26 protein-coding genes and 1 pseudogene are annotated in these 23787 nt (G+C 66.7%); 16 read left to right on the top strand and 11 right to left on the bottom strand.

Annotation, left to right across the window (positions count from 1 at the left end; all coding sequences use genetic code 11):
- Nucleotides 1-99 precede the first annotated feature (99 nt).
- Together E1269_RS03400 and E1269_RS03395 are read right to left on the bottom strand one after the other, a co-directional pair.
- Entirely contained in the window at nucleotides 100-900 is an 801-nt protein-coding gene (locus tag E1269_RS03400) for a family 1 encapsulin nanocompartment shell protein (RefSeq protein WP_131891212.1), read from the bottom strand.
- Nucleotides 897-1946 carry a Dyp-type peroxidase gene (locus E1269_RS03395; RefSeq protein ID WP_131891719.1) on the bottom strand — a complete coding sequence of 350 codons (1050 nt, stop codon included), beginning with the start codon at nucleotides 1944-1946 and terminating at the stop codon, nucleotides 897-899. Before E1269_RS03395 ends, E1269_RS03400 begins: the two co-directional genes overlap by 4 nt.
- Before the next feature lie 431 nt (nucleotides 1947-2377).
- Between E1269_RS03395 and nhaA the strand changes: the two genes are divergently transcribed.
- Complete coding sequence (gene nhaA / locus E1269_RS03390) at nucleotides 2378-4258, top strand: Na+/H+ antiporter NhaA (protein WP_131891209.1); 1881 nt, start codon at nucleotides 2378-2380, stop codon at nucleotides 4256-4258.
- A gap of 146 nt (nucleotides 4259-4404) precedes the next feature.
- On the opposite strand, the gene E1269_RS03385 is transcribed toward nhaA, so the two are convergent.
- The 3 genes from E1269_RS03385 to E1269_RS03375 form a co-directional block, all read right to left on the bottom strand.
- The gene (locus E1269_RS03385) at nucleotides 4405-4896 is read right to left on the bottom strand and encodes a carboxymuconolactone decarboxylase family protein (protein ID WP_131891207.1); all 492 of its coding nucleotides are present in this window, start codon (nucleotides 4894-4896) and stop codon (nucleotides 4405-4407) included.
- Nucleotides 4893-5489 carry a uracil-DNA glycosylase family protein gene (locus E1269_RS03380; RefSeq protein WP_131891204.1) on the bottom strand — a complete coding sequence of 199 codons (597 nt, stop codon included), beginning with the start codon at nucleotides 5487-5489 and terminating at the stop codon, nucleotides 4893-4895. The genes E1269_RS03385 and E1269_RS03380 overlap by 4 nt, the downstream gene beginning before the upstream one ends.
- A gap of 88 nt (nucleotides 5490-5577) precedes the next feature.
- Nucleotides 5578-7755 carry a heavy metal translocating P-type ATPase gene (locus E1269_RS03375; RefSeq protein ID WP_420810597.1) on the bottom strand — a complete coding sequence of 726 codons (2178 nt, stop codon included), beginning with the start codon at nucleotides 7753-7755 and terminating at the stop codon, nucleotides 5578-5580.
- Between the two features lie 571 nt (nucleotides 7756-8326).
- Between E1269_RS03375 and E1269_RS03370 the strand changes: the two genes are divergently transcribed.
- From E1269_RS03370 to E1269_RS03330, 9 genes and pseudogenes are all read left to right on the top strand, one after another.
- On the top strand, nucleotides 8327-9094 hold the full coding sequence (locus E1269_RS03370) for an SDR family NAD(P)-dependent oxidoreductase (protein ID WP_131891716.1): 768 nt from the start codon (nucleotides 8327-8329) through the stop codon (nucleotides 9092-9094).
- A 162-nt stretch (nucleotides 9095-9256) separates the two neighbouring features.
- Entirely contained in the window at nucleotides 9257-10030 is a 774-nt protein-coding gene (locus E1269_RS03365; protein WP_131891198.1) for an SDR family NAD(P)-dependent oxidoreductase, read from the top strand.
- A 234-nt stretch (nucleotides 10031-10264) separates the two neighbouring features.
- Entirely contained in the window at nucleotides 10265-11674 is a 1410-nt protein-coding gene (locus E1269_RS03360; protein ID WP_131891713.1) for an NAD(P)/FAD-dependent oxidoreductase, read from the top strand.
- A gap of 103 nt (nucleotides 11675-11777) precedes the next feature.
- Nucleotides 11778-12362, top strand: a complete 585-nt coding sequence (locus E1269_RS03355; protein WP_131891195.1) for a YceI family protein — start codon at nucleotides 11778-11780, stop codon at nucleotides 12360-12362.
- Nucleotides 12363-12377: 15 nt separating this feature from the next.
- Nucleotides 12378-13350, top strand: a pseudogene (locus tag E1269_RS34140) (ring-cleaving dioxygenase).
- A gap of 376 nt (nucleotides 13351-13726) precedes the next feature.
- Complete coding sequence (locus E1269_RS33265) at nucleotides 13727-13966, top strand: alpha/beta hydrolase (protein ID WP_239000753.1); 240 nt, start codon at nucleotides 13727-13729, stop codon at nucleotides 13964-13966.
- A 274-nt stretch (nucleotides 13967-14240) separates the two neighbouring features.
- Nucleotides 14241-14720, top strand: coding sequence for a peptide-methionine (R)-S-oxide reductase MsrB (gene msrB, locus E1269_RS03340; RefSeq protein WP_131891192.1), 480 nt, complete (start codon nucleotides 14241-14243; stop codon nucleotides 14718-14720).
- Nucleotides 14717-15271, top strand: coding sequence for a peptide-methionine (S)-S-oxide reductase MsrA (msrA, locus tag E1269_RS03335; protein WP_131891189.1), 555 nt, complete (start codon nucleotides 14717-14719; stop codon nucleotides 15269-15271). The genes msrB and msrA overlap by 4 nt, the downstream gene beginning before the upstream one ends.
- Nucleotides 15272-15382: 111 nt before the next feature.
- Nucleotides 15383-15961 carry a transaldolase family protein gene (locus tag E1269_RS03330; RefSeq protein ID WP_239000752.1) on the top strand — a complete coding sequence of 193 codons (579 nt, stop codon included), beginning with the start codon at nucleotides 15383-15385 and terminating at the stop codon, nucleotides 15959-15961.
- Here the strand turns inward: E1269_RS03330 and E1269_RS34135 are convergent.
- The 4 genes from E1269_RS34135 to E1269_RS03310 all read right to left on the bottom strand — a co-directional run bounded on the left by E1269_RS34135 (nucleotide 15882) and on the right by E1269_RS03310 (nucleotide 18073).
- The gene (locus tag E1269_RS34135; protein ID WP_420810596.1) at nucleotides 15882-16280 is read right to left on the bottom strand and encodes a sortase domain-containing protein; all 399 of its coding nucleotides are present in this window, start codon (nucleotides 16278-16280) and stop codon (nucleotides 15882-15884) included. The genes E1269_RS03330 and E1269_RS34135 overlap by 80 nt on opposite strands.
- Before the next feature lie 187 nt (nucleotides 16281-16467).
- On the bottom strand, nucleotides 16468-16725 hold the full coding sequence (locus E1269_RS03320; protein WP_131891184.1) for a DUF6510 family protein: 258 nt from the start codon (nucleotides 16723-16725) through the stop codon (nucleotides 16468-16470).
- Nucleotides 16725-17483: an FAD-binding oxidoreductase gene (locus E1269_RS03315; protein WP_131891181.1), complete on the bottom strand. Its 759-nt coding sequence runs from the start codon at nucleotides 17481-17483 to the stop codon at nucleotides 16725-16727. Before E1269_RS03315 ends, E1269_RS03320 begins: the two co-directional genes overlap by 1 nt.
- Nucleotides 17480-18073, bottom strand: coding sequence for a molybdopterin-dependent oxidoreductase (locus E1269_RS03310; RefSeq protein WP_131891178.1), 594 nt, complete (start codon nucleotides 18071-18073; stop codon nucleotides 17480-17482). The genes E1269_RS03315 and E1269_RS03310 overlap by 4 nt, the downstream gene beginning before the upstream one ends.
- A gap of 373 nt (nucleotides 18074-18446) precedes the next feature.
- On the opposite strand from E1269_RS03310, the gene E1269_RS03305 reads away from it, so the two are divergent.
- The 6 genes from E1269_RS03305 (at nucleotide 18447) to E1269_RS03280 (ending at nucleotide 22234) form a co-directional block, all read left to right on the top strand.
- On the top strand, nucleotides 18447-18788 hold the full coding sequence (locus tag E1269_RS03305; protein WP_203432843.1) for a hypothetical protein: 342 nt from the start codon (nucleotides 18447-18449) through the stop codon (nucleotides 18786-18788).
- A 114-nt stretch (nucleotides 18789-18902) separates the two neighbouring features.
- Nucleotides 18903-19847 (top strand): NADP-dependent oxidoreductase, encoded by a 945-nt coding sequence (locus E1269_RS03300; RefSeq protein ID WP_131891175.1) that lies wholly within the window; start codon nucleotides 18903-18905, stop codon nucleotides 19845-19847.
- A 173-nt stretch (nucleotides 19848-20020) separates the two neighbouring features.
- Nucleotides 20021-20437 (top strand): GNAT family N-acetyltransferase, encoded by a 417-nt coding sequence (locus E1269_RS03295; RefSeq protein WP_131891172.1) that lies wholly within the window; start codon nucleotides 20021-20023, stop codon nucleotides 20435-20437.
- 111 nt (nucleotides 20438-20548) lie between these two features.
- Nucleotides 20549-20950, top strand: a complete 402-nt coding sequence (trxA, locus tag E1269_RS03290; protein WP_131891169.1) for a thioredoxin — start codon at nucleotides 20549-20551, stop codon at nucleotides 20948-20950.
- 256 nt (nucleotides 20951-21206) lie between these two features.
- Nucleotides 21207-21680 carry a GNAT family N-acetyltransferase gene (locus E1269_RS03285; protein WP_131891166.1) on the top strand — a complete coding sequence of 158 codons (474 nt, stop codon included), beginning with the start codon at nucleotides 21207-21209 and terminating at the stop codon, nucleotides 21678-21680.
- A gap of 173 nt (nucleotides 21681-21853) precedes the next feature.
- Nucleotides 21854-22234: a nuclear transport factor 2 family protein gene (locus tag E1269_RS03280; protein WP_131891163.1), complete on the top strand. Its 381-nt coding sequence runs from the start codon at nucleotides 21854-21856 to the stop codon at nucleotides 22232-22234.
- Between the two features lie 340 nt (nucleotides 22235-22574).
- Here the strand turns inward: E1269_RS03280 and E1269_RS32085 are convergent, their stop codons facing one another.
- Both E1269_RS32085 and E1269_RS03275 read right to left on the bottom strand, forming a co-directional pair.
- Nucleotides 22575-22736 carry a hypothetical protein gene (locus E1269_RS32085; RefSeq protein ID WP_162606211.1) on the bottom strand — a complete coding sequence of 54 codons (162 nt, stop codon included), beginning with the start codon at nucleotides 22734-22736 and terminating at the stop codon, nucleotides 22575-22577.
- A gap of 188 nt (nucleotides 22737-22924) precedes the next feature.
- The gene (locus E1269_RS03275) at nucleotides 22925-23716 is read right to left on the bottom strand and encodes an IclR family transcriptional regulator (protein WP_275263809.1); all 792 of its coding nucleotides are present in this window, start codon (nucleotides 23714-23716) and stop codon (nucleotides 22925-22927) included.
- Nucleotides 23717-23787 lie beyond the last annotated feature (71 nt).

Here is a 23787-nt window from a genome sequence, read left to right as displayed (position 1 = left end):
GCCGCATCATGGTTCGAGGGCACCCGACGCAGGCTGACCTGTCCGGTGGCGGCTGGAATACGTGCCTTGCACGGCGGCGGGACGCGGTTGTCGCGCTCGTCAGCCGGTTGTGAGCGCGAGGCTGGACTCTGGTGCGTTGGTGAGGAAGGTCAACGACTCCTGGAGATAGAGTTCCACGCGCTCGGCATCGTGTGAGAGGTACCCGATCGACAGATCTTGACCGAGGTGGAGGGTGTAATCGCCGCCGCGGGTGGAGACCAACAGGGCGCCCTGGAGTGCCGGTGCCCAGATGATGTCGCTGTCGATGAGTCGCGCGATGTGCTCGAGAATCGGGTAGCCGTGGTCGGTCTCCTCGGAGACAGCGGTGTAGATCTCGGCCGACAGCAGCAGGCTGTAGGGGCCGCCGACTCCGGCGAGCCGAAGTGTGCTCAACGCTCGGGCTACGGAGTCGGGAATCTTGCGCACTTCGGGAGACAACGGCAGCGGCTGGTGGCCGCTGCTCGACGTGATGCCAGCGATCCCCGCGGCTGGGAACCCGTGGAACACAACACGGTCTTCGGCGACCGCGATCTTCTGCGCCGCGTCCTTCACGGGCTCCCAGTCGGAGTCTTCCGCGCCGCGTTCGACGTCATCGATGGCGGCCCTGGTGACGAAGAACGGCACCCGTAGTTCGACGACGTTCTGGGCCTGATGCTGTCGAGCGATGACACCGTCCATCGGATCGACGAGGGCTTCGAGGTGCCCAGTGCCGACCGCCGCGAGGTCCGGGCCAGTTGGCCCTACGAGGTCTACGATCCGACGGCCGGCGATCCATTCGGTGAAGGTGCGGCGCGCCTCGTCTTCGATTCGGGTCCAGGCGGTATCCGAAATTGGAGCGAGCTCTCGATGCAGGTTGTTCACGAACCATTACTCCTTCTCAAGCTGCCGATGCCGAGCGACCCGTCGCTCGGCATCGTGTCGTTGTTCGCCGTGGCCAGGCCCCGCGACGAGGCAGCGGCCACAACGGTGTCGGGATCCTCGAGGAAGTCCGCAGGTGGGACGAAGAACAGAGAACCTGTGACTGCGGTGGAGAAGTCGAGGATCCGGTCGGTGTTGCCCGGCGGCTCCCCGATGAACATGCGTTGCAGCATGTGTTCGATGACGGCTGGGTCGGCGGCGTAGCCGATGAAGTAGGTACCGAACTCGCCGGCCGCAACGTTGCCGAACGGCATGTTGTGACGCAGGATCTGTCGCTCGGTCCCGTCGGGGTCGACGATCGTCGTCGCGGCGACGTGAGAGTTGGGCGGCTTGACCCCGTCGGGCAGCTCGATGTCGCTGAGCTTCCTGCGTCCCACGGCCAATTCCTGCTCCTCGACCGAGAGCTTGTCCCACGCCGCCAGGTCATGGAGATACTTCTGGACGATCACATAGCTGCCACCGACGTAGTACGGATCCTCGTCGCCGACGAACCCGGCTGCTGCCGCCGCCACCCTCGAGGTGGGACTCTCGGTGCCATCCACGAAGCCGAGCAGGTCGCGTTCGTCCCAGTACCGAAATCCATGGACCTCATCGACGGCGTCGACCGAGCCATCGAGGCCGCGCATCACCTGGTAGCAGAGCTCGAAGCAGAGGTCTTGTCGGGTTGCGCGTACGTGAAACAGCAGGTCCCCTGGGGTGGAAACAGCTGTGTGCTGCGCGCCGACGACCGGCTCGAATGTGTGCAGGCGGACGGGACGTGGGGCGTCGTACATCCGATCCCACAGCCTCGCGCCGACACCAACGACGCAGCTCAATTGGGCCTCCGGTACGCGGAACCCGATCGCGCGAGTGAGCCCAGCGAGCCCTGAAAGCGCCTCACGGACTGCATCCTCACCACCGGGACGGACCGTGAGAGTCAGAAAGATCGCCGCCATGGCAGGCGGTGCGAGGACGTCTTGGGCTCGGTCCTCAGGAGGTATCGCTGTCATCTGGTTGTCGTGATCCATTCGTCCAGGACGCTGGTCATTCGAAGCCGGCAGAGGGGTGGACGGATCACGCACACCTCGCTTCATCTCGTTCACGCCTGCACCGCGCTATCCGTCCGCGAGCTGGTCGCGGTGCCAGAACTCGGCGTTCTACACGCAGATCATCCAACAACTGACCTCGACGGTCCAATTCTCAATCGGTAGCGGTACCCTGCCTGAGGCAAGCCGCGTTCCTCAACGACGCCTCGCGAGCCTCGACAGCGCGGTTCGTCGAGGTCAGCGGCCAGGCTGTTTCGCCTGGCCCAGTTAATCAATCAACTGGACGGAGGAGATGCTATGGACGAACTAGTCCTAAGCTTGCTCCTACGTGACGGCTGAACGGTGGACGCGGAACACACCTGGGTAGACATCGAGCTCCAAGGAGAGGACAGCCGATGGCGCAGGCGTTTCAGGCACCGCGGCGCACTGCGTGGGTGCGCAACCTCGCCCGCCCTACCCGAAGGTTCATCACCACCGAGGTCGGCAGCGCCGTCGTGTTGCTGGGTGCGGTGCTGCTCGCCTTGGCTTGGGCGAACTCACCGTGGGGTCGCACCTATGAGGACGTCTGGGCTACGGAGCTTTCGATTCGCCTCGGCGCGGCGGAGGTCAGTGAAGACCTACGCGGCTGGGTCAACGACGGCCTGATGGCGCTGTTCTTCTTCGTCATCGGGCTGGAGATTCGGCGGGAGCTCGACATGGGGGAGCTACGTGATCGCCGCCGCGTCGCGGTGCCCGTGGTCGCCGCGCTCGGCGGAATGCTTGTGCCGGCGCTGATCTACTTGTCGTTCAACGTGGGAACCGAAGCCGCCCATGGATGGGGCATCGTGATGGCAACCGACACAGCGTTCGCTCTTGGCGTGCTGGCGCTGGTCGGGCGGCGATGCCCACCTCGGCTACGCGTGTTTCTACTGACGTTGGTGGTCGTCGACGACGTCGGCGCTTTGACCGTGATCGCGCTCGCCTACACCGATGACCTCGCCCTCGTGCCCTTGGCCCTTGCGGTTGGCGTGTTCGGTGTGGTGGTGGCGTTCCGCGCGGCCGGCATCACGCACGGAGCGATCTACTTTGGTCTGGGTGTCATCCTCTGGGTCGGGCTGCTCGAGTCGGGAGTACATGCCACGATCGCCGGCGTGGCGATGGGCCTGGTTGCGACGGCGTATCCGCCATCGCGATCAGCGCTGCAGCAGGCCAGCTCGCTGTGGCGTTCATTCCGCGAGCAGCCCACCTCTGGCCTCGCACGGTCAGCTGGGCGCGGACTGCGCACCGCGATATCGCCGAACGAGCGGATGCAGGAGATCTACCACCCGGCGACCAGCTACCTCATCGTCCCACTCTTCGCGGTGGCGAATGCCGGCGTCGAGCTCGACCGCGACATGGTCGAACACGCCGCGACATCGCCCATCACCGTCGGGATCATTGTCGCCCTTGTCATCGGCAAGCTCATCGGCATCACCGGGGCCAGCTGGCTGGCCACCCGCCGCAGCCTTGGCGGATTTCCACTGACCGCGCCGTGGCGACCGCTGTTCGGGACCGCGGCGGTGGCCGGCATCGGATTCACCGTGTCGTTGTTCATCGCCGAGATCTCGTTCGACGGGCGGGCGCTAGAGGAGGCCAAGCTCGGCATCTTCGCTGCGTCGGTGCTGGCGACTGGACTGGGCTGGCTGATATTCCGCGTGATCGTACGCCTGCCTCAGCAGGACGCTTCCGCAGCGGCCGGGCAGGCGCCGGCACTGATCGATCTGTCTGACCCCGTAGACCCAAAGATCGATCACATCCGCGGACCAGCTGACGCGCCCGTCACGCTGGTGGAATACGGCGACTTCGAATGCCCCTACTGTGGGCAGGCCGAACCGGCAATCCGCACGCTGCTCAGCGAGTTCGGCGCCGACCTCCGGTTCGTGTTCCGGCACTTGCCGCTCGAGGACGTTCATGAGAATGCCCAACGAGCCGCGGAGGTCTCGGAGATAGCCGCGGCACACGGAAAGTTCTGGGAGATGCACGACCTGCTGTTCGGGCACCAAGACGCCCTCACAGCACAAGACCTGGTGGAACATGCGAGCAAGCTCGGGCTCGACCCAGAACTCGTGGCGGAACAGCTTCGCAAACGCAAGTACTGGCCACGCGTGACGCGCGACATCGACGGCGCGGACCAGAGCGGAGTCGCAGGCACGCCGACCTTTTTCGTGAACGGCCGACGTCATCATGGCGCCTACGACATCGACACGTTGGCTGGCCTCGTGCGCGCAGCGCTTACCCAGCAGCCCACATCGTCGTGACCTCGCGCCGGGAGCGTGACGACTACGCGGCGGGCAGTAGGTTGCCTGGCGGCCGCCGGCCCTCCACACGAACTATGCGTAGCGCATCGTCGTCGACCGCTGCGTCAACCGCCTCAGACAGTTCCGCGGCCTGCAGCTGAGCGGGTTCACGACATCGCCTGCTCGGCGAGCCGGGGGACGGCGCCCTCGGCCATCTTGAGCCGGGTCCAGACGTTCATGTTGATGACGATCCCGATGATCTCGAGGACCTCCTCCGGCGAGAAGTGCTCGGCGAGCGCGTCGTGCCGGGCACCGAAATCGTTGGCGACGCTCGCATCCGCGACGCGAGTGATCGCCTCGGCGTAGGCGAGTGCCGCGCGCGCGGCGTCGGTGTGCAGGTCTGTCTCCCACCAGGCGGTCAGAGTGTCGATCAACGGTCGGGGGATGCCGGCGTCGCGTGCCGCCTCGTAGTGGAGGTTGAGGCAGTAGACGCAGTTGTTGATCTGAGACACCCGCAAGCGCAGGAGTTGGGCGAGCTGGCGGTCGATGCGCAGCTGGGCCTTGTAGCCGAAGGCATCGGCGCCGTGTCGGGCGAGCTTGGCCAGGTCCTCGTTGGCCGAGCTGTCGGCCCGGTGGTTGGTGAAGGTCACATCGGTCATCTCGTTGCTCCTGTCAGGATCGGCGATACCTGGCGGGCCAGCTCAGGTACGACTTCGGCCGTGAACCATGGGTTGTTGGCATGCCAGCGATAGTTCAGCGGCGACGGGTGCACCAGCGGGAACTCGGCGGGGAGGTATTCGCGGTAGGACTGCACCGTCTGGGTCAGGTTCTCCTTGGCCCGGCCCGCGAGGTAGAACCGCTGCGCGTGCGCGCCGATGAGCACGCGGAGGGTGATGTGAGGCATCGCGGCGAGGAGGCGCGGATGCCACCGCGGGGCGAAGTCCGTGCGCGGGGGCAGGTCACCCGTCTTGCCTTTGCCTGGGAAGTAGAAGTCCATCGGCACGATGGCGAACAGCGTGGGGTCGTAGAACTCGTCGTCGTGGATACCCAACCACGAGCGTAGGCGCTCGCCGCTGGCGTCGTGCCACGGGATGCCGCTCTCCTGGGCGCGCCGGCCAGGTGCCTGGCCGATGATCGCGATCCGGGCGGACGGGGACCCGGCCCACACCGGACGGTAGCCGAGGTCACGTGCCCACGCGTTGGACGGGTCGGACGTCAGCTCGTCTATGACGGCGCTCAAGGCGTCGGCCATCTGCACTCCGGTTTCATGGTCGGAAGGTCGAACCGCTGTCATTCGCAGACCCTCGTGGCCGGCCGTTTCCTCGGCGGTCGCGGCTGCATCATCGACGCCTACGTGGGCGGAGAGCTCGGACGTCGTCGTCGGTGAACACGGCAACGCGAATGGGTGCGAGTTCGTCTCGGCGGTCGGGTTGGACGGCGGCGGGGCTTAGGTCGATTCGGCGTAGGAGCTGGGCGTTGATCGCCACGATCATGGTGGACGAACTCATCAAGATCGCACCCACAGCCATCGGCAGCACAAAGCCCGCCCAGGCGAGCACACCCCCGGCGAGCGGAAGGGCAAGCAGGTTGTATCCCGCTGCCCACCACAGGTTCTGCTGCATCTTGCGGTAGCTCGCCTTCGACAACGTTGCCACAGCGACAACTCCACGCGGATCATCCGAGGCCAGCACGATGCCGGCAGATTCGATCGCAACGTCCGTACCGGCTCCGATGGCGATTCCGACGTCGGCGCGAGTCAGTGCCGGCGCGTCATTGACACCGTCGCCGACCATGGCCACCGTGTGCCCACGTGCCTGCAACTCAGTCACCGCCTTGTCCTTGTCCTCGGGCAGGACCTCGGCGAACACCTCCTCGATGCCCAGGTCGGCCGCCACGGCCTCGGCTACCTGCTCCGCATCACCGGTGATCATCGCCACTTTGACGCCCCGCTTGTGCAGCGCCTCGACGGCTTCGCGCGACTCCGGACGCACCTGGTCCTCGAGTTCGACCGCGCCGACGACGATCCCGTCGGTGACGACGTGCAGGACGGCCGCGCCTCGGCTCTCCCATTCATCGATCACGGCCCGCAGCTCGTCCGGCACGTCGAGCCCACGCTCGCGAAGCAGCGCCGGCCCGCCGACCGCCACTGTCGAATCGTCGACGTGCGCTTCTACTCCACGGCCGGTCATCGAGGCGAAGCCGCCGGCCCGCGGCACCTCGAGACCGCGGTCGCGAGCAGCCGTGACGATCGCCCGGGCCAGTGGGTGCTCGCTGTCGCCTTCCACGGCGGCCGCCAACGCCAGGAGGTTGTCCTCGTCCCCGCCTGCCGCCGCGACGCCGGTGACGGCGTGCTCGCCCTTGGTGAGCGTGCCGGTCTTGTCGAACAGGACGGCGTCGACCTTATGCACCCGTTCCAGAGCAAGACGGTCCTTGACCAAGATGCCGTGACGCGCGGACTTCGACGTCGCGATGGATACCACCAGCGGGATCGCCAGACCCAGTGCGTGCGGGCAGGCGATGATCAGCACGGTCAGCGACCGGGTGATCGCATCGTCGGGCTGGCCCAAGATCGCCCACATCGTGGTGGTGATCGCGGCAACGGTGACCGCCACGTAGAACAGCACGGCCGCGGCCCGATCGGCAAGCACCTGGGTGCGTGAGTTCGAGGCCTCAGCCGCAGCAACCAGGCGTTGGATGCCGGCCAGCGCGGTGTCGTCGCCCACAGCGTCGATCCGGACGCGAACCGAACCGTCGACCGCGACGCTGGCGGCGATGACGCGATCACCCTCGCCGCGGCGCACCGGATTCGACTCGCCGGTGATCGTCGACTCGTCGAGCTCGGCCCGTCCGGTCACGATCGTGCCGTCGGCCGGCACCCGCCCGCCAGGGCGGATGAGGACGAAGTCACCCACTGCGAGGTCGCCTGCCCGGACCGTTTCGATGTCCCCGTTGTCGGCGATTCGATCTGCTTCGTCCGGCAGCAGCTCGGTCAGCTCAGCGAGCGCGCTGTGGGCGCTGACGATGGCGCGCATCTCCATCCAGTGGCCGAGCAGCATGATCACGATCAGCAGCGACATCTCCCACCAGATTTCGACATCGACGACGTCGAGGCGGGCCAGCCAGCTCGCTCCGAACGCGACCGTGATGGCCATGGCAATGAGCAGCATCATCCCCGGCTGGCGGTCCTGCACCTCAGAGATCGCACCCTTGATGAATGGCGATCCCCCATAGATGAAGATCGCCGTGCCGAGCAGCGGGGCGACCCAGCCGGCACCGGCGAACTCGAGCTGATAGCCGAACCAGTCCTTGATCGTCTCGCTGGTGAGCACCACCGGGATGGCCAGAACCAGCGACAGCCAGAAGCGGTCCTTGAACATCTTCGGGCTGTGACCTGCGTGCTTGTGCTGGTCAGCATGTCCAGGGTGGCTGTGGCCGGAGTGCGTCTCGTAGCCACCGTGGCGGGCAGGTGCGTCGCTGCTCGTGTGCGCCGCATGGCTCGAGTGAACGCGGTGATGCATCTCGCGGCTCGCATCCGGCCCAGCCAGGAGTGGGTGGTCGATGTGCCTACTGTGGCCGGTTGCTTGTTCATTGCTGGCCATCAGTGCCTCCAGGTCGATGTCGCCGTCCAGATATGCCCCAGGATATGGACTCTATAGTCCCTAGCAACGTGCGGACCCGACCTCGGTCAAGCGAGGGCGCCCCGGCGCCGCCGGCTCTGGGAGCGGAACGACTCCAGCCACCCCGGAGGCGGCCGATCCCGGGCTAAGCAGCACTTAGCCTGCGCGTATGACGGACATGTCCGTGCCGCATCCATCGTCGAGGCAGAGCTGGATCACGGCCTGCCCGCCGGCCGCTGGAGGGGAGTCGGCTCACGACTCGTCCACATCACACACTCGCTTGGACTCAGAAGTGGACTTGACCGACCAGTTCCGTCGAGTCTACCTTCGGTCTTCAGGCTATGTGCCTGGGCAAGCGGTGAGCTGTGCGAGTCGTGGCCAACCGGCGCCGAGTCCACCGGCGTCGTGCCCCTTCCCGGGGACCGGGTTCTACCCAGCACAGATCGCGCTCCGATGGGAAGGGACGACTGTCATGAGTGAGGGTTTCCAGGGCCGTAAGGTCGTGGTCGTCGGCGGCAGCAGCGGCATCGGCTTCAAGACCGCGAAGGACGTGATCGCGGCAGGCGGCAGTGCGGTGATCGTGGGCCGCGGTCGGAAACTCGACGACGCTGTCGGGAGCCTGTCGCGCTCCGGCAGCGCGTGGTCGGTCGCGGCCGACCTGACAGACTGGGACCAGGTCGTCGAGGCGCAGAAGCAGCTGGCGGAGAACCACGCGGACGCCACCCTCCTGGTCAACTCGGCGGGCCTGGTCCGGCTCAAGACCTTCCTCGACCACGACGTCGCGGATTACGACTCCTATCACCACCTCAACAGGGCGACGTTCTTCCTGACTCAGACCGTCGTCCGGGGCATGGTCGCCGGCGGTCAGGGCGGGGCGATCGTGAACGTTGGCGCTATGTGGGCGCACCAGGCCCTCGCCGTGACACCGTCATCGGCGTTCTCGATGGCCAAGGCTGGCCTGCACGCACTCACGCACAACTTGGCCATCGAACTCGCCCCCGCGGGCATCCGTGTGAACGCCGTGGCTCCGGCCGTCACCGATACGCCCCATTTCGACTGGCTTCCCGCCGACCAGCGAGAAGCCACACTGCAGCAGATGGCGAGCCTGCACCCGCTCGGCCGAGTCGGCACCCCGCGGGACCTGGCCTCCGCGATCACCTTCCTGCTCTCGCCGGCCTCGAGCTGGACCACGGGCGCCATCCTCAACGTCGACGGCGGCGTCATGGCCGGTCGCAACTAGGCACCCGCAGAAGGCGTCGATCGAAGCCGTACGTGCACGAAGGAACCCGCACACCGGGCATGTGGCCCAAACCGGCGCCGAGCTCCAGGGACGTCCATCTGCTCCCGGGGCACCGGGCTCTATCCAGTACAAATCGCGTTTCAGTGGGAAGGAACAACTGTCATGAGTGAGAGTTTCAAGGACCGTAAGGTCGTCGTCGTCGGCGGCACCAGCGGCATGGGATTGGCCACGGCTCACCGGGTCATCGTCGGCGGTGGCACCGCTGTAATCACGGGCCGAGATGAGGACAAGGTCCGGGCCGTGGTCGGGGAGTTGTCGCAGCACGGGAAGGCCTGGGGCATCACGGCCGAGCTGACCGACCGTGACCAGGTGCCGGAGGTCCGCAAGCAGCTCGCCGCCGAGCACGCCGACGCGACCCTGCTCGTCAACGCCGCGGGCTTCTTCATCCCGAAGGCGTTCAGTGAGTACGACGAAGCGTTCTATGACTCGTACAACGAACTCAACCGCGCGCTGTTCTTCATCACGCAGACCGTCGTCGCGGGCATGGTCGCCGGGGGCCAGGGCGGCGCCGTCGTCAACATCGGCTCGATGTGGGCGCACCAGGGCATCGCCGCGACGCCACACACGGGCTACTCCGTACAAAAGGGCGGCCTGCACTCGTTTACCAAGGCGCTCGCGATCGAGCTGGCGCCGCACGGCATCCGGGTCAACGCGGTCGCGCCCGCGGTCGTGAAGACTCCCCTGTACCTGGGTTTCGTCCCCGAAGACAAGCTCGATGAGACCGTCGACAGCTTCGCCGGCTTCCACCCGCTGGGGCGGGTCGGCAGTCCGGAGGACATCGCGAACGCGGTGTCGTTCCTGTTGTCGGACAAGTCGAGCTGGATGACCGGCGCCATCGTCGATGTCGACGGCGGCGTCATGGCAGGACGCAACTGACCACGGATCCCGGCGTGCGTCTCGAACGGCACGCCGGCTTCCGTGCCGGCAGGGCTGCGGGTGTCCCCCCCACGTCCGCAGCCCCGCGCGCGTGGGACCGCCGGCAAACGTCGGCCGGACCGTGGCCCGGCCGGCCCGCATGTGGTGGCCCTGGAGGAGGTAGCGATGCGGAAGATCCTGGTCGTGGGCGGCGGCTACGCCGGCCCACACGCGGTCGCGCTCGAGGAGGTAGCCATGCGGAGGATCCTGGTCGTAGGCGGCGGCTATGCCGGCTTCTATACCGCGTGGAAGCTGGAGAAGAGGCTGCGGACCGACGAGGCGTCGGTAACGCTCGTCGACCCGCGGCCATACATGACCTACCAGCCGTTCCTGCCCGAGGTGGCGGCCGGCTCGATCGAGGCCAGGCACGTCGCGGTCTCACTGCGTCGCCATCTGCCGCACACCCACCTGATCGTCGGCAGCGTCGTCCATATCGACCACGCGCACCGCACAGCCACCGTGCGGCCTGTCGGCGGCGCCGAGCATGAGCTGCCGTACGACACCATCGTCATCACCGCCGGAGCGGTGACCCGCACCTTTCCCATCCCGGGTATCGCAGACGAGGCCATCGGGTTCAAGTACGTCGAAGAGGCCGTGGCGACCCGCGATCGGTTGCTGACGGCGTTCGAGCAGGCGGCCACGATGCCGCCCGGGCCGCAGCGGCGCAAGCTGCTGACGGTGACCGTCGTGGGCGGCGGCTTCAGCGGCGTCGAGGCCTTCGGCGAACTGCTCTCGCTGGCCACGGCCCTGCTCAAGCATTACCCCGAGCTGAGCCCCGACGAGCTCGGCTTCCACCTGGTCGAGGTGCGCGACCGGCTCCTGCCCGAGGTCGGCGACGAGCCCGCGCGATGGGTGGTCCGGCACCTGGAGAAGCGCGGCGCCCGCGTCCACCTCGGCACGAGCCTGGTGTCGGCCGAGAACGACCACATCGTGTTGTCCGACGGCACGGCGTACGACAATCACCTGCTCGTCTGGACAGCGGGCAACGAGGCCAACCCCGTCGTCGCCCGGCACACCGACCTGCCGGTCAACCGGGCCGGCCGTTTCCCGGTCCGCGCCGACCTGCGCATCGGCACCCCGTACGCCGCCATCCCGGACGCCTGGGCGGCCGGCGACGACGCCGCCGTCCCCGACCTCGCCTCGGCGATCCCCGGCGGCTCGTTGACGGTGCCGAATGCCCAAAACGCGGTCCGGCAGGGCAAGCGGCTGGCCAAGAACATCGTCGCCGACGCGCGCGGCCGAAAGGTGAAGCCGTACAAGCATCACAGCCTGGGCACCGTAGCCACGCTCGGCCTGGGCAAGGGGATCTTCCAGTACCGCCGGATCGTCATCAAGGGCCTGCTCGCCTGGCTCATGCACCGCGGCTACCACGTGCTGGCCGTCCCGACGTGGGAGCGCAAGGTCCGGGTGGCCCTCGTCTGGTTCTCGGCGCTGTTCTACGGACGCGACATCGTGTCGCTGCTGTCAGTGCAGCACCCGCGGGCTGAGTTCGTCGTCGCCAGCCTCGGCGCCCGTCAGCGGCGCGGGGCCGGCGAGCCGATCGCCGCGTGTACGGCCGCACCGGACGAGACGGCCGCCGCGGCACCACGAGAACGACCGGCGTGACCGGCCCGCCGGGTGTGCCCCGCCCAGGTACCCGACCCACAGGAACTGACCGGCGCTCACATCGCCGGCTCATGGCATGTCAACGAGTTGGAGGTTCCCCCAGATGGCCACAATGACCGACGACCGGCAGCTGACCGGCAACTACGTCATCGATCCCGCGCACAGCCGGTTCGGGTTCGTCGCCCGGCATGCGATGGTGACCAAGGTGCGCGGCGCGTTCAATGTGTTCGAGGGCAGTGTGTGGGTGGACGGCGAGAACCCGGCGAATTCTACGGTCGAGCTCACCATCAAGACCGACAGCATCGACACCCGCAACCCGGACCGGGACGCGCACCTGCGCAGCAACGACTTCATGGCCATGGACGAGCACCCGGACATCACGTTCACCTCGACCGAGATCACCTGGACCGACCAGGATGGCTTCGAGGTCACCGGCGACCTGACGATCAAGGGCGTGACCCGCTCCGTCACGATCCCGCTGTCCTTCGAGGGCCAGGCCACCGACCCGTTCGGCACCGAACGCATCGGCTTCGAGGGTTCGACCACCGTCAGCCGCACGGACTTCGGTGTGGACTGGAACGCACCGCTGGCGGCGGGCGGCGTCCTCGTCGGCGACAAGATCATTCTTGAGTTCGAGATCTCTGCCATCAAGCAGAACGAAGCAGCCGACCCACCCCCGCCGGAATGACGTGAGGAGGTTCTGATGACACTCGCGACGACCGGTCTGCATCACGTGACAGCAATTGCAGGCGATCCCCAGGGCAACACGGAATTCTACCTGCGCGCGATGGGGCTTCGCCTGGTCAAGACCACGGTGAACTTCGACGCACCGGATGTTTACCACCTCTATTTCGGCGACGAGCAGGGTCGGCCCGGAACGCTGATGACCTTCTTCCCGTTCGGGGACGTCGTCCCCGGCAGACATGGCAACGGGCAGGCCACCACGACAGCGTTCTCCGTGCCGGCATCCTCGATCGGTTGGTGGCGCGACCACCTGGGCGCCGTCGGTGTCGAGGCGAGCGAGGTCGCCGAACGCTTCGGCGAAGCGGCGCTGACGTTCCATGACCCCGATGGGCTCGAACTGGCGTTGGTGGCCCACCCGCAGGGCGATCCACGCGCGCCATGGGACAACGGGATTATCCCGGCCGACCATGGTGTGCGTGGGTTGCACTCGGTGACCCTGTCGACGAACAACGAGCGCGGCACTTCGAGATGATGGAACAGCTCGGCCTGCACGCTGCCGGTCACGAGGGCAACCGGCTGCGATTCGCCGCTGGTGACGGTGCAGCCGGCGCGCTCGTGGACGTGCTGGTAGACCCCAAGGCTCCAGACGGGCTCGTTGGTGGCACCGTGCACCATGTGGCCTGGCGGGCCCCGGACGAGCAGACCCAGTTGCGCTGGCGCGAGGAACTCATCGAGCGCGGTGCGAGCGTCACCTCCGTGCTGGACCGGCAGTACTTCCGGTCGATCTACTTCCACGAGCCAGGCGGCACCCTGCTGGAACTCGCCACCGACGCGCCCGGTTTCGCCGTTGACGAGCCGCTGCTGGAACTGGGTCGCGCGCTGAACCTCCCCCATGGCTGGAACCGAACCGCGAACAGATCGAGGCCATGCTTCCCACGTTGTCCTTGCCCAGCGAGAACAACCCCGGGCTCGACGAGAGGGCGACGGCATGACGACCGCGCTGGATCGTCCGCACGTATGGATGCCCGGTGCCGCCGGGACACCGCCCTTGTTGCTGTTGCACGGCACCGGCGGCGACGAGCACGACCTGCTGCCGTTGAGCGAACATCTGGCCCCGGGCGCTCCGATCCTGTCGGTCCGCGGCACCGTCCTGGAAAACAGCATGCCCCGCTTCTTCCGCCGATTGCGAGAGGGCGTGTTCGACGAGGAGGATCTGCGGGCCAGGGTGGACGAACTCGCCGAATTCCTCGACGCCACGAAATGCCATTACGGCGTCGAACCCGGTTCCTGGTATGCGGTCGGGTTCTCCACGGCGCGAACATCGCCTCCGCCACTCTGCTGCGGCGGCCGGAGAAACTCGCCGGAGCGGTGCTGTTGGCCGCCATGGTTCCGTTCAAGGTCCCGCCAACAAGCGCGGTCGCGCAGGGTAAACGGGTCGCTGTGGTCAACGGCCGGGCGGACCCGCTGGCCACCCCGGAAGAGACCACGCGGCTCATCGAGGACATGAACGCTGCCGGCGCCGAGGTCACCCTGACCGAACATCCCGGCGGCCACACCATCGAACCGGTAACCCTGCCATTGATCGCGAAGTTCCTGCACGGCATCTGAACACCAGGCTGCTGACTGCAGATCCGCTGAACAGGACGTCACGATGAAAGCCATCTCTGCCCTACCTGCGTCCCTCGATGATTCCGGACCACCGGCAGCGGACGCGTGGAGCGAGCGACGCCGCGGCGCGCGGTGCTGCCCACCGAAGAGGGCTCGAGCTAGCCCTCCCGCGATCCCACGGTCGCTGCACGTTCCCGGCGACCGGGACCAAAACCCACACGGGGACTGTTCTTGTAAGTGGCGTCGCAGCCAGCGACGCGTGAAGAGGAGAATCGTGCCACACGACTACAGCAAGACTCCGGAGGCGCTGAGCCGCCTCACCGACAGCCAGTACCGCGTCACCCAGGAGAACCGGACCGAGCCTGCGTTCCGCAACGAGTACTGGAACAACCATGAGCCCGGCATCTACGTGGACGTGGTGTCCGGCCAGCCGTTGTTCTCGTCGACCGACAAGTACGACAGCCGCACGGGGTGGCCGAGCTTCACGAAGCCGATCGTGCCCGCCGCCGTTCGCATGAAGACTGACAGGTCGCTGGGAATGATCCGTACAGAGGTGCGCTCCGCGGGCGCCGACAGTCACCTCGGGCACGTGTTCTATGACGGACCCGCCGATACTGGGGGCCAGCGGTACTGCATGAACTCGGCCGCGCTGCGCTTCGTCCCACTCGCCGAGCTCGAGGCGCAGGGTTACGGCGAGTATCGAGTGCTGTTCGACAGAGCCGGCACCACCAGCACAGAGGAGGACGCACCATGACCAGCGGGATCAACGACACCGGACAGATCACGCGCACCCTGGGCACCGAGACGGCCGTTCTCGCCGGCGGGTGCTTCTGGGGTATGGAGGACCTCATCCGCCGCCAGCCAGGCGTGCTGGCTACCCGCGTGGGCTACACCGGGGGCGACAGCGACCATGCGACCTATCGCCACCATCCGGGCCATGCCGAGGCCGTGGAGATCGTCTTCGATCCCACGAAGACGACCTATCGCGACATCCTGGCGTTCTTCTTCCAGATCCACGACCCGTCGACGCTGAACCGTCAGGGCAACGACATCGGGACGAGTTACCGCTCGGCCATCTTCCCGCTCACCCCAGAGCAGGAGCGGATCGCCCGTGACACGATCGCGGACGTGGACGCCTCGGGCCTGTGGCCCGGCAAGGCGGTGACGACCATCGAGCCCGCCGGCCCGTTCTGGGAGGCCGAGCCCGAGCACCAGGACTATCTCGAGAGGTATCCGAGCGGGTACACCTGCCACTTCCCGCGCGCAGGCTGGGTGCTGCCCAGGCGCGCAGCCACGTCCGGCTGACCGCGACAGTGGCCTCAGCCCGACCGAACGTCGACCGCGCCTGGCTCACCTGAGCCAGGCGGGGTCAGCGCCTGACGCGAAAGAGAGACAACGATCACGAGCACCGAACCATTGGCTCAGCTGTCGGCCGTAGGCGTCGCCATCTGGCTCGACGATCTCTCCCGTGACCGGCTGCACACCGGCAACCTGAAGTCGATGATTGAAAACAAGCATGTCGTCGGGGTAACCACCAACCCGTCGATCTTCCAGACCGCGATCAGCAAGAGCAGCCTGTACGACGACCATATCCGGGCCGCCGCGGAAACGGGCGAGGACGCCCACGGCGCCGTACGCCGGTTCACCACCGACGACGTGCGCAACGCCGCTGACTTGTTCACCGCGGTCGCTGAGCAGAGCGGCAACGGCGACGGCCGGGTGTCCATCGAGGTCGACCCGCGGCTGGCGCACGACACCGACGCCACCATCTCGCAGGCCCAGGACCTGTGGACCGAGATCGGCCGGCCCAACATCTACGTCAAGATCCCCGCCACGACGCTCAGCCTGCCGGCCATCACCGCGGCCTCGCCGTCGCGGCCCTACGAGGCGGGAGGAGCACGCCATGACCGTGCTGTCAGCGTTCTACGACTCCGACGAGTAGGCCAGTGGCGTACATGCGCTCGGACGAGCCGTAAAGCGGATAACAGGTGGTGAGGGGAATACGACGCTCGGTGGGCTCGGTTCCTTCTGGCTCACCCGGCACCGGGTCGACCACCCACATGGCGTCGATCGGAATCTTGTTGCCCTTGCTATCTCCGTCGGGCGCGTCGTCGAGTTGGTACGTGTATGTTGCGGCCGCTGTCTCGATCTCGATGATGTCGCCGACATGCAGGTCGGGAAAGGGGGCGAACGGGTTGCCATGACCGGAGCGATGCGCGGCGATGGCGAAGTTCCCGAGCTCGCCCGGGTCGACGCTTTCGGGGTAGTGGCCGGGGCCGTTCTTCAGGTCTTCGGGCTTGGTCCCCTCGACAATGACCCACCCACCGTCTTCACCCCAGTCGTCGCCGAAGCGGGGGATGCGGATGATGCCGTACGCATCGCCCAGTTCCAGGTCGTCCAGGGACGGTGGCTCCTTGTCCAGGTCACCCGCGCCGACGTTGAGCTCCGACCGCAGCTCGTCCTGGGCGTTCGACGTCTGGATCCCGGTGGCGTGAGCGCGGTCACTTCGGCAGTGCGATGGCGCTCAGTCCGGACAGGCTCAGGTACGTCTTGTCCTTGTCGTCGACGATCGCTGCCAGTACGTGATCGCAGGTGCGGCAGCGTGCGACGAGGCCGGGTGCGTCCGGGTAGACGACGGCCTCGGCGATCGGGGCGACCTGGCCGCAGTTGGTGCACCGGGCTTGCAGGTTGGTGGGGTCTGGCACGAGCAGGTTGGCGAGTGCGCCGGCGAGCACGTTGCCGTCGAGTGGGGTGGTCATCACTTGCCTCCGTATCGTTCGGTGAGGATGTCGCGTGCCGAGTGCCCGAGATCGAGCAGCCAAGCCGCGACGGTCTCCGCGAAGCGTGTGGAGCCGCACACGAAGATGCGTGGACGCTCGTGCGGCGCGATCGTCGTCGAGGCCAGCGAATCTCTGGTGAGGCGCCCGACTGTCCCTCCCCAGCCCGGCGGCGCCTGTCGTGTGTAGACGTAGTCGACGGTGAATGACGGCCCTGCGAGTGCGGCGAGCTCGTCGCGGAAGTAGACGTGTGCCGGAGTCCGGACGGAGTAGACGAGACGGAACAGCGTTGAGTCCGACGCGGCTGCATGGGCTGCGGCCATCGCATGGAGCGGGACCACGCCTGATCCGCCGGCGATGAGCTGGACCGGACGGTTGCTCTGGCCCGGACGCCAGAGGAAGTACGAGCCCAGCGGTCCATGGATCTCGAGCTTGTCCCCGGCGCGTACCTCGCGAACGAGGAACGGGGAGACTTCGCCGTCGGGCAGCTCTTCGATCCCGAGGACGACTCTTCCCCGATCAGAGGTGGCGACCGAGTAGGAGCGAGTCGCCTGGTAGCCGTCGGGGGCGGTGAGGCGCACGTCGACATGCGTGCCGGCCTCGTTGCCGGGCCAGGTGGGCACGTCGAGGACCAGCCGCACGGCGTTCGGTGTCTCCGGCCGCGTTTCGACGACCGTGGCGACGTGCCAGGCCGGGCGTCGATGGCGCGTCCGCGGGAGTGGGGCTGCCTGTGCACTCACCAGTAGCGCTCTTCCTTCCACGGATCACCGTAGATGTGGTAGCCGTACTGCTCCCAGAACCCCGGGTCGTTCGTGGGCATCACCGTCAGCCCACGGATCCACTTCGCGCTCTTCCAGAAGTAGAGGTGCGGGACGAGCAGGCGGGCCGGGCCACCGTGCTCAGGGTCGAGCGGCTCTCCTTCCGCCTCGATCGCGATCCACGCCTTGCCGTCGAGAAGGTCCTCGAGGGGAACGTTCGTGGTGTAGCCACCGTAGGACCGCGCCATCACGTAGTCGTACTCGGCCTCGACGTTCTCGAAGAGCTTGTCGAGGCTGACACCACGCCAAGACATGTCGAGCTTCGACCAGTGGGTGACGCAGTGGATGTCGACCGTGACGTCCTCGACCCCGAGTGCGAGGAGCTGCTCCCAACTCCAGTGATGCTCGGTGCCGCTCTCGTCGCGGATGACGAAGTCCCACGTGTCTGTGTGCACGTTGGGCGTGGGGCCCGCCGACAGGACCGGCCACCGCTGGACCAGCGTCTGCCCGGGCGGGAGCCGGTCGTCCGGTTCACGCCGGTGTCCGGCGAAACCACGAGTAGCAAAAGACAACACTCACTCCCATCTTCGGTGATCGGGCGCGCGGGGTTGTGGAACTCGTCGTCGTGGACATCGAGCCACGTGCGCACCGCACGCCGCCGGCGTCGTCCCACGAGATGCTGCTCGCCTGGGTGACATCACGTGGGATGACGCCCGTGACGATACTCTAGATGGACTGGATAGTCCATCTAGAGTCGACCGGTCATCGGTGGGTTTGGCGCAGTCGGTGCGCATGAGCGGCCCGGTGCGGAGCGTGTTTGCCCGGCTGGGTATCTTTCAAGGCGGACGATATCGTCCTTAGAGTGGGTGCTGACAGGTTGTTCCCAGCTGGTCGCCACCGTGAGATGGCGGCGGCCGGCGTCTTGCCAGATGTCAGGAGAGTTCGATGGACCCGATTCCCTCCGGTACGGACGTTGTCGACGGTCAGCTGGTCGACGCGGCGGACATGACCGCCGCCCTGACCGCTGCACAGTTCGTGTTCCACGACGGTGCCACTCAATCGTTTACGGCGGACGGCCGTACGACCTACGTCGAGAGAGGCGTGCCGTCAGCCGGCGAGTGGTCTGTTGCGGGTGACGGCACCTTCTCTTCGTTCTGGCCGCCCACATACCGAGCGACGTACACGGTTCGGTGGATCGTCGAGAACGGAGCGCGGGTGGGCGTCAGCTTCACCGATACCCGCAGCGGAGTCCGCTACGACGGCCGGTACCAGAGCGCGGCTTCGTAACCGCGTCCACGATGCCGGCTCGATCTGCGGGGCAAGGCGCGAGCTTTGGCGCCGCCAACAGCCGGTGGGTCGAAAGCCGTGCAGGCGAGGATTGGACACAGGGAGATGTGCCTGATGAAGGCGATCGTGGTAACAGACGAGGCCGCTGGAACGGCCGGGATGACGCTCGTGGAGCGGCCCGAGCCGGACGCGGCACTGCTCGCCAGCCTCGACGGCGCGAGCTACGGCGACGTCGTCGTTCACGTACATGCGTCGGGATTCACCGGCAATGAGCTGGAGTGGCCATCGACCTGGGTCGATCGCCTCGGCCGTGACCGGACGCCGTCGATCCCCGGGCACGAGCTGGCCGGGGTGGTCACCGCCCTCGGCTACGGGACGACCGGCCTGTCGGTGGGACAGCGCGTGTTCGGCCTCACGGACTGGACTCGTGACGGCACTCTCGCGGAGTACACAGTCGTCGAGGCACGCAACCTTGCGCCACTGCCGAGCGATGTTGACTTCACGGTGGGCGCAGGCGTCGCGATGACAGGTCTGACCGCGTGGCAGGGTCTGTTCGATCACGGCCACCTTCAGGCGGGGCAGAGCGTCCTCGTGCACGGCGCGGCCGGCGCAGTCGGCTCGATGGCGGCACAGCTCGCCCGTCAGGCCGGCGCCTACGTCATCGGCACCGGACGCGCTTCCGGCCGTCAGACGGCGCTCGACTTCGGCGCGCAGGAGTTCGTCGACCTCGAGAACGACGCCCTGGAAGACGTCGGCGGAGTCGATGTGGTTTTCGACGTCATCGGTGGAGACGTCCAGAAGCGGTCCGCGGGACTGGTCCGAGCCGGAGGAACGCTGGTGACCGTCACCGGCCCGCCCGAGGCTCGTCCCGCCGAGGGCCTGGCGGTCGGCTTCGTCGTGGTCTCCGATCGCGCCCAACTGGGTGAGATCGCCCAGCGGGTGCGGGACGGACGAGTGCGGACGAACATCGGCCAGATCGCGGACCTCGACGATGCCGTTGCCGCCTTCAATCCGACCGAGCGGATCAAGGGAAAGACCATCATCCGCGTTCATCCGTAGGAGCTCGGGGACGGTGACCGGACCCTGTGGATCAGCGTCGACTGCGCGGCCCGGTCGGTTACGCCGTTGCAGCGTGGTGACGGCCGCCTGCTCACCGGGCTCTGCAAGGGAGCGAAGAAGGCTCGGCGCTTCCCCTCAGATCGCTGACCAGACCCAAGATTCAGGAGCCCAACATGACAGACGACGCCACGGACATGGTCACGCTGACCAGCGCCGACCAAGAGTCTGACGCCCCGAACCAGTCGGGAGCCATCGCACCCGACACGGACGACCTCACCATCACCGACAACCGCGACGTCGGCATTTACGAAGCCACCATCGGGGGCCGGACAGCGGCTGGGCTCGTCTACAACCAGGTCGGGAACCGCGTCATCCTGATGGCGGCCTCCGTGCTCCCCGAGTTCCGGGGGAAGGGAATAGCCGGAAGGCTCATCAGTGGCGTCCTCGATGAACTGCGCAGGCAAGGAAAGACCGCCACCGTCTCCTGTCCGTTCACGGCAGCATTCGTCAATGCTCATCCAGAATATGCCGACGTACTCGACCCGACATTCCCCGGGTCACACACGGCCAGGCATTGGCGTGGGCATTGACCACGTGTCGTCGTGCCCGAGAGCGCGCCGACCGCCGGGAAGGTCCAGTCCAACGGCGCTCTCATCGGGCGAGGGCCGCCCGCTCCCAGCCACACGGACGAAAGGAATGTCATGACCACGATCGAACTGACCGACGATAACTTCGAGAGCACCATCAACGACAACGACATCGTCCTGGTCGATTTCTGGGCCTCTTGGTGTGGCCCCTGCCTCCAGTTCGCCCCGATCTTCGAACGGTCCTCGAAGGACAACCCCGAGATCGTTCATGCCAAGCTCGACACCGAGGCCCAGCGGCGCATCCCGGCCGCCGTGGGGATCACGGCGATTCCGACTCTGATGGCGTTCCGTGGGGGTGTCCTCGTTTTCAACCAGGCTGGAGCCCTGCCCGCCGCGGCTCTCGCGGAGGTCGTGGAAGCTGTCAAAGACCTCGACATGGACGAGGTCCGCAAGGAAATGGCCGCGCAGGGCGACGAACGGGGCGACGACACAGCGAAGCCCTCGCCCGGCGAGTGACTGTTGACGACAAGTGCGTGGCTCACGTGATCCCCACGGGTCGAAGCATGATGACGAACGCTCACCTACGGAGCGACGTGGACAGCACCCTGCAGAAATCACCGTGGTCGGTGTCGCCACGATCGAGGAGACGGCCGTCACCACACCGTAACGGCGTGACCGACTGGGCCTCGGTGGCCACATTGGTGAAGCTGCCATGTATGGATCGAACCGGTTTGTCCTGACTGGCATCTTGGCTCCCACAGAAAGTGTGACGATGACGATCAATCTCGAGGCCGAGGCGGCCGCGCGTGAAGAGAACAACGCTGCGCTCATCGCTGCGCTGGACGAGAAAAGTCTCAGCGACGTGGAGTCCACCTGGGAGCTCGATGTCCTCAACGACGCGGAGCACGGCCGCTGGATCGCCACGCTCGGTGCCGAAGCGATCGCCGAGCTCCCATACCGGTTCGTGGGCGGCCGGGTTGTGCTGCTGTCGACCTGGGTCGACCCCGTCTACCGCAACAATCGGGTGGCCACGGAGCTCGTCGCTCGCGTGCTGAACGAGGTCCGCGAGAGCGGGAAGAAGATCACCATCATCTGCCCAGTCGTCGGTGAATTCATCGCCCGCCACCCCGAGTACGCCGACCTCATCGACAACGTCCACCCCGGCGCCGGCGCCTACCCCAAGCACGAACCCGCAGAAAGCGACCTGGACGAGGAGCTCACCGCGTTCGAGCGCGACCTGGCGTAGCCGGCCCGTGTCGAGACGCGGATGCCTGTCACGGCATGCGGCGCGCGACATGTTCACCGTAGCGACGTTCTTGGTAAGACGGCGCGGACGGACCGACGCTAACCACGTGCACGACGACGCCTTTCGGTGCACACCTACGGCGACCGTGAACCATCCAACGAAGGAGCAAGAAGATGAGCGACACCAAGCAGTCGGCCGAAGACCTGGCGATCCTCGAACAGCTCAACCTCGACTACAACCAGGCGGACCAAGCCAGCGACGCCAAGCGCTTCAGCGAGCTGCTCGCTGAGGATTTCATCGTCCAGACTCCGGGTGTCACCCGCAACCGCGAGGAGTACCTCGAATACATCGCCAAGCCACGACCCTTCAAGGACCTCGCTCTGCGCGACTTCAAGATCCGCATCCTCGGCGACGTTGCTCTGATCCACGGCCGCGCCACATACACCATGATTGCGGACGGCGAGGAGCAAGAAGCTCTGTACACGGACGTGTACCAAAAGCGTGAGGGCACCTGGGTCTGTGTCTCCGCCTGTGCGATCGCTCCGGGCGCCTGACCCACCCCCGCGAGGCTGCTGGTCGTGCGGCAACCCCGCCCTTGGTGGGGACCACCCCCAGAGCGAGTCACGCCACGGCAACGAGCCGAGAGCGGCCGACGGCCTCGGTCCAGTGCTCACCTTAGACGAGAAAGGCCACGAACAAGATCAGTGGAATGGACACCGGTGTAGCCGCCAACAGTGGCGGCTACACCGGTAGGGTCCGCATTCCAGCAAACCGCGGCGCAGGCCCAGGATGTGGTCGACGTGCTCGATGTCGACCGGGCACTGGTCCACACACCCCCCGCAAATCGTGAACGACCACAACACGTCGGGGTCGATCACCCCGCCGTGCTCGGCGTCACCCACGATCGCCGGGCCCGCCTCCGCGGGCCGCCTCCACCGGCGCGGCCTCGGGGTCGAGCAGGTAGGGGGCCTTGGCGTGCGAGTGGTCGACCGGCCGCTTCACGAACGCGATGGTTCGCCTCGGCGTTCGCGCCTGCTCAGGTGTCGAACTGCTCATCCGTCGTCCTTGCCTGTCCAGCGCCCCGGCTCCCCGGTCCTCGGGCTCGGCGACGCCCACATCGCGCGCGGTGCGCCTTCATCAAGAGCTGGCCATCGCCCGAGCCGGGATCGAGGACAGCAGCGACGCCCGCCGACGCGTACGACGACCGAGCGGTCCGCCCACGTTCGGCGAGTGCGAAGTGATCACTATCCCCCAATCGCCTTGCCAACCTCGTCGACAGCTTCCCGCAGTTCGCGGAGGACCTTCGCCGCGAGATCGGCGTTGAACCTCGGTGTCGGTATGGAGACGGACATGGCGGCGACGGTCGCTCCGGAGCCATTCTTGATCGGGATGGCGATACACCGGCAACCGACCACGTACTCTTCCCGATCCTCGCCGTAGCCCTGGACGCGCACCTCGTCGATGACCTTCAGCAACTGCTCGGTATCGGTGATGGTGCGATCGGTGAACCGGGCGAGCGTCACGTCGTGGAGCCGTTCGCGCAGCTCCGCGTCATCCAGACCGGCGAGCAGCACCTTGCCGAGGCCGGTACCGTGGGAAGCGAGGCGAGTGCCGACGGCGGAGATCAGCTTCATCGGGTGGGGGGATTCGGCTATCGCGAGGTAGACGTTGTCGAGGCCGCTCAACCGGGCCAGCTGAACGGTCTCTTTCGTGGAGTTGCGGAGCCGGTCCATCACGGGCTGGGCGGCGGCAACGAGCCGGGCGTCTGCGCTGTAGGCCTGGGCCACCTCCCACAACCTCGAGCCGATGGCGTAAGTGCGGGTGGCCGGATCGAACTCGATGAAGCTTCGGCTCACGGCCGTTTGCACGAGCTGGTACCCGGACGAGTTGGGCAGACCAAGCGCCCGCGTGATGGTGGCATACGTGGCTGGGCCGTGTTCGGCGAGGTACTCGAACAGCAGCATCGTGCGTTCGGCCGACTTGACGACAGGCTGCAACGTCGGGCCTCTCGATCGGGATCTGGGTGAATAGATCATACTCGGGATGCGGGCTTCACATATGCGAGAGCGCCGCTCGTGCAGCGGCGTTTGACCAGCACGACCGTACT

The sequence above is a fragment of the Jiangella asiatica genome, assembly GCF_004349065.1.
Classification (GTDB): Bacteria; Actinomycetota; Actinomycetes; order Jiangellales; family Jiangellaceae; genus Jiangella; species Jiangella asiatica.
This window is presented reverse-complemented; position numbering and strand designations above follow the sequence as displayed.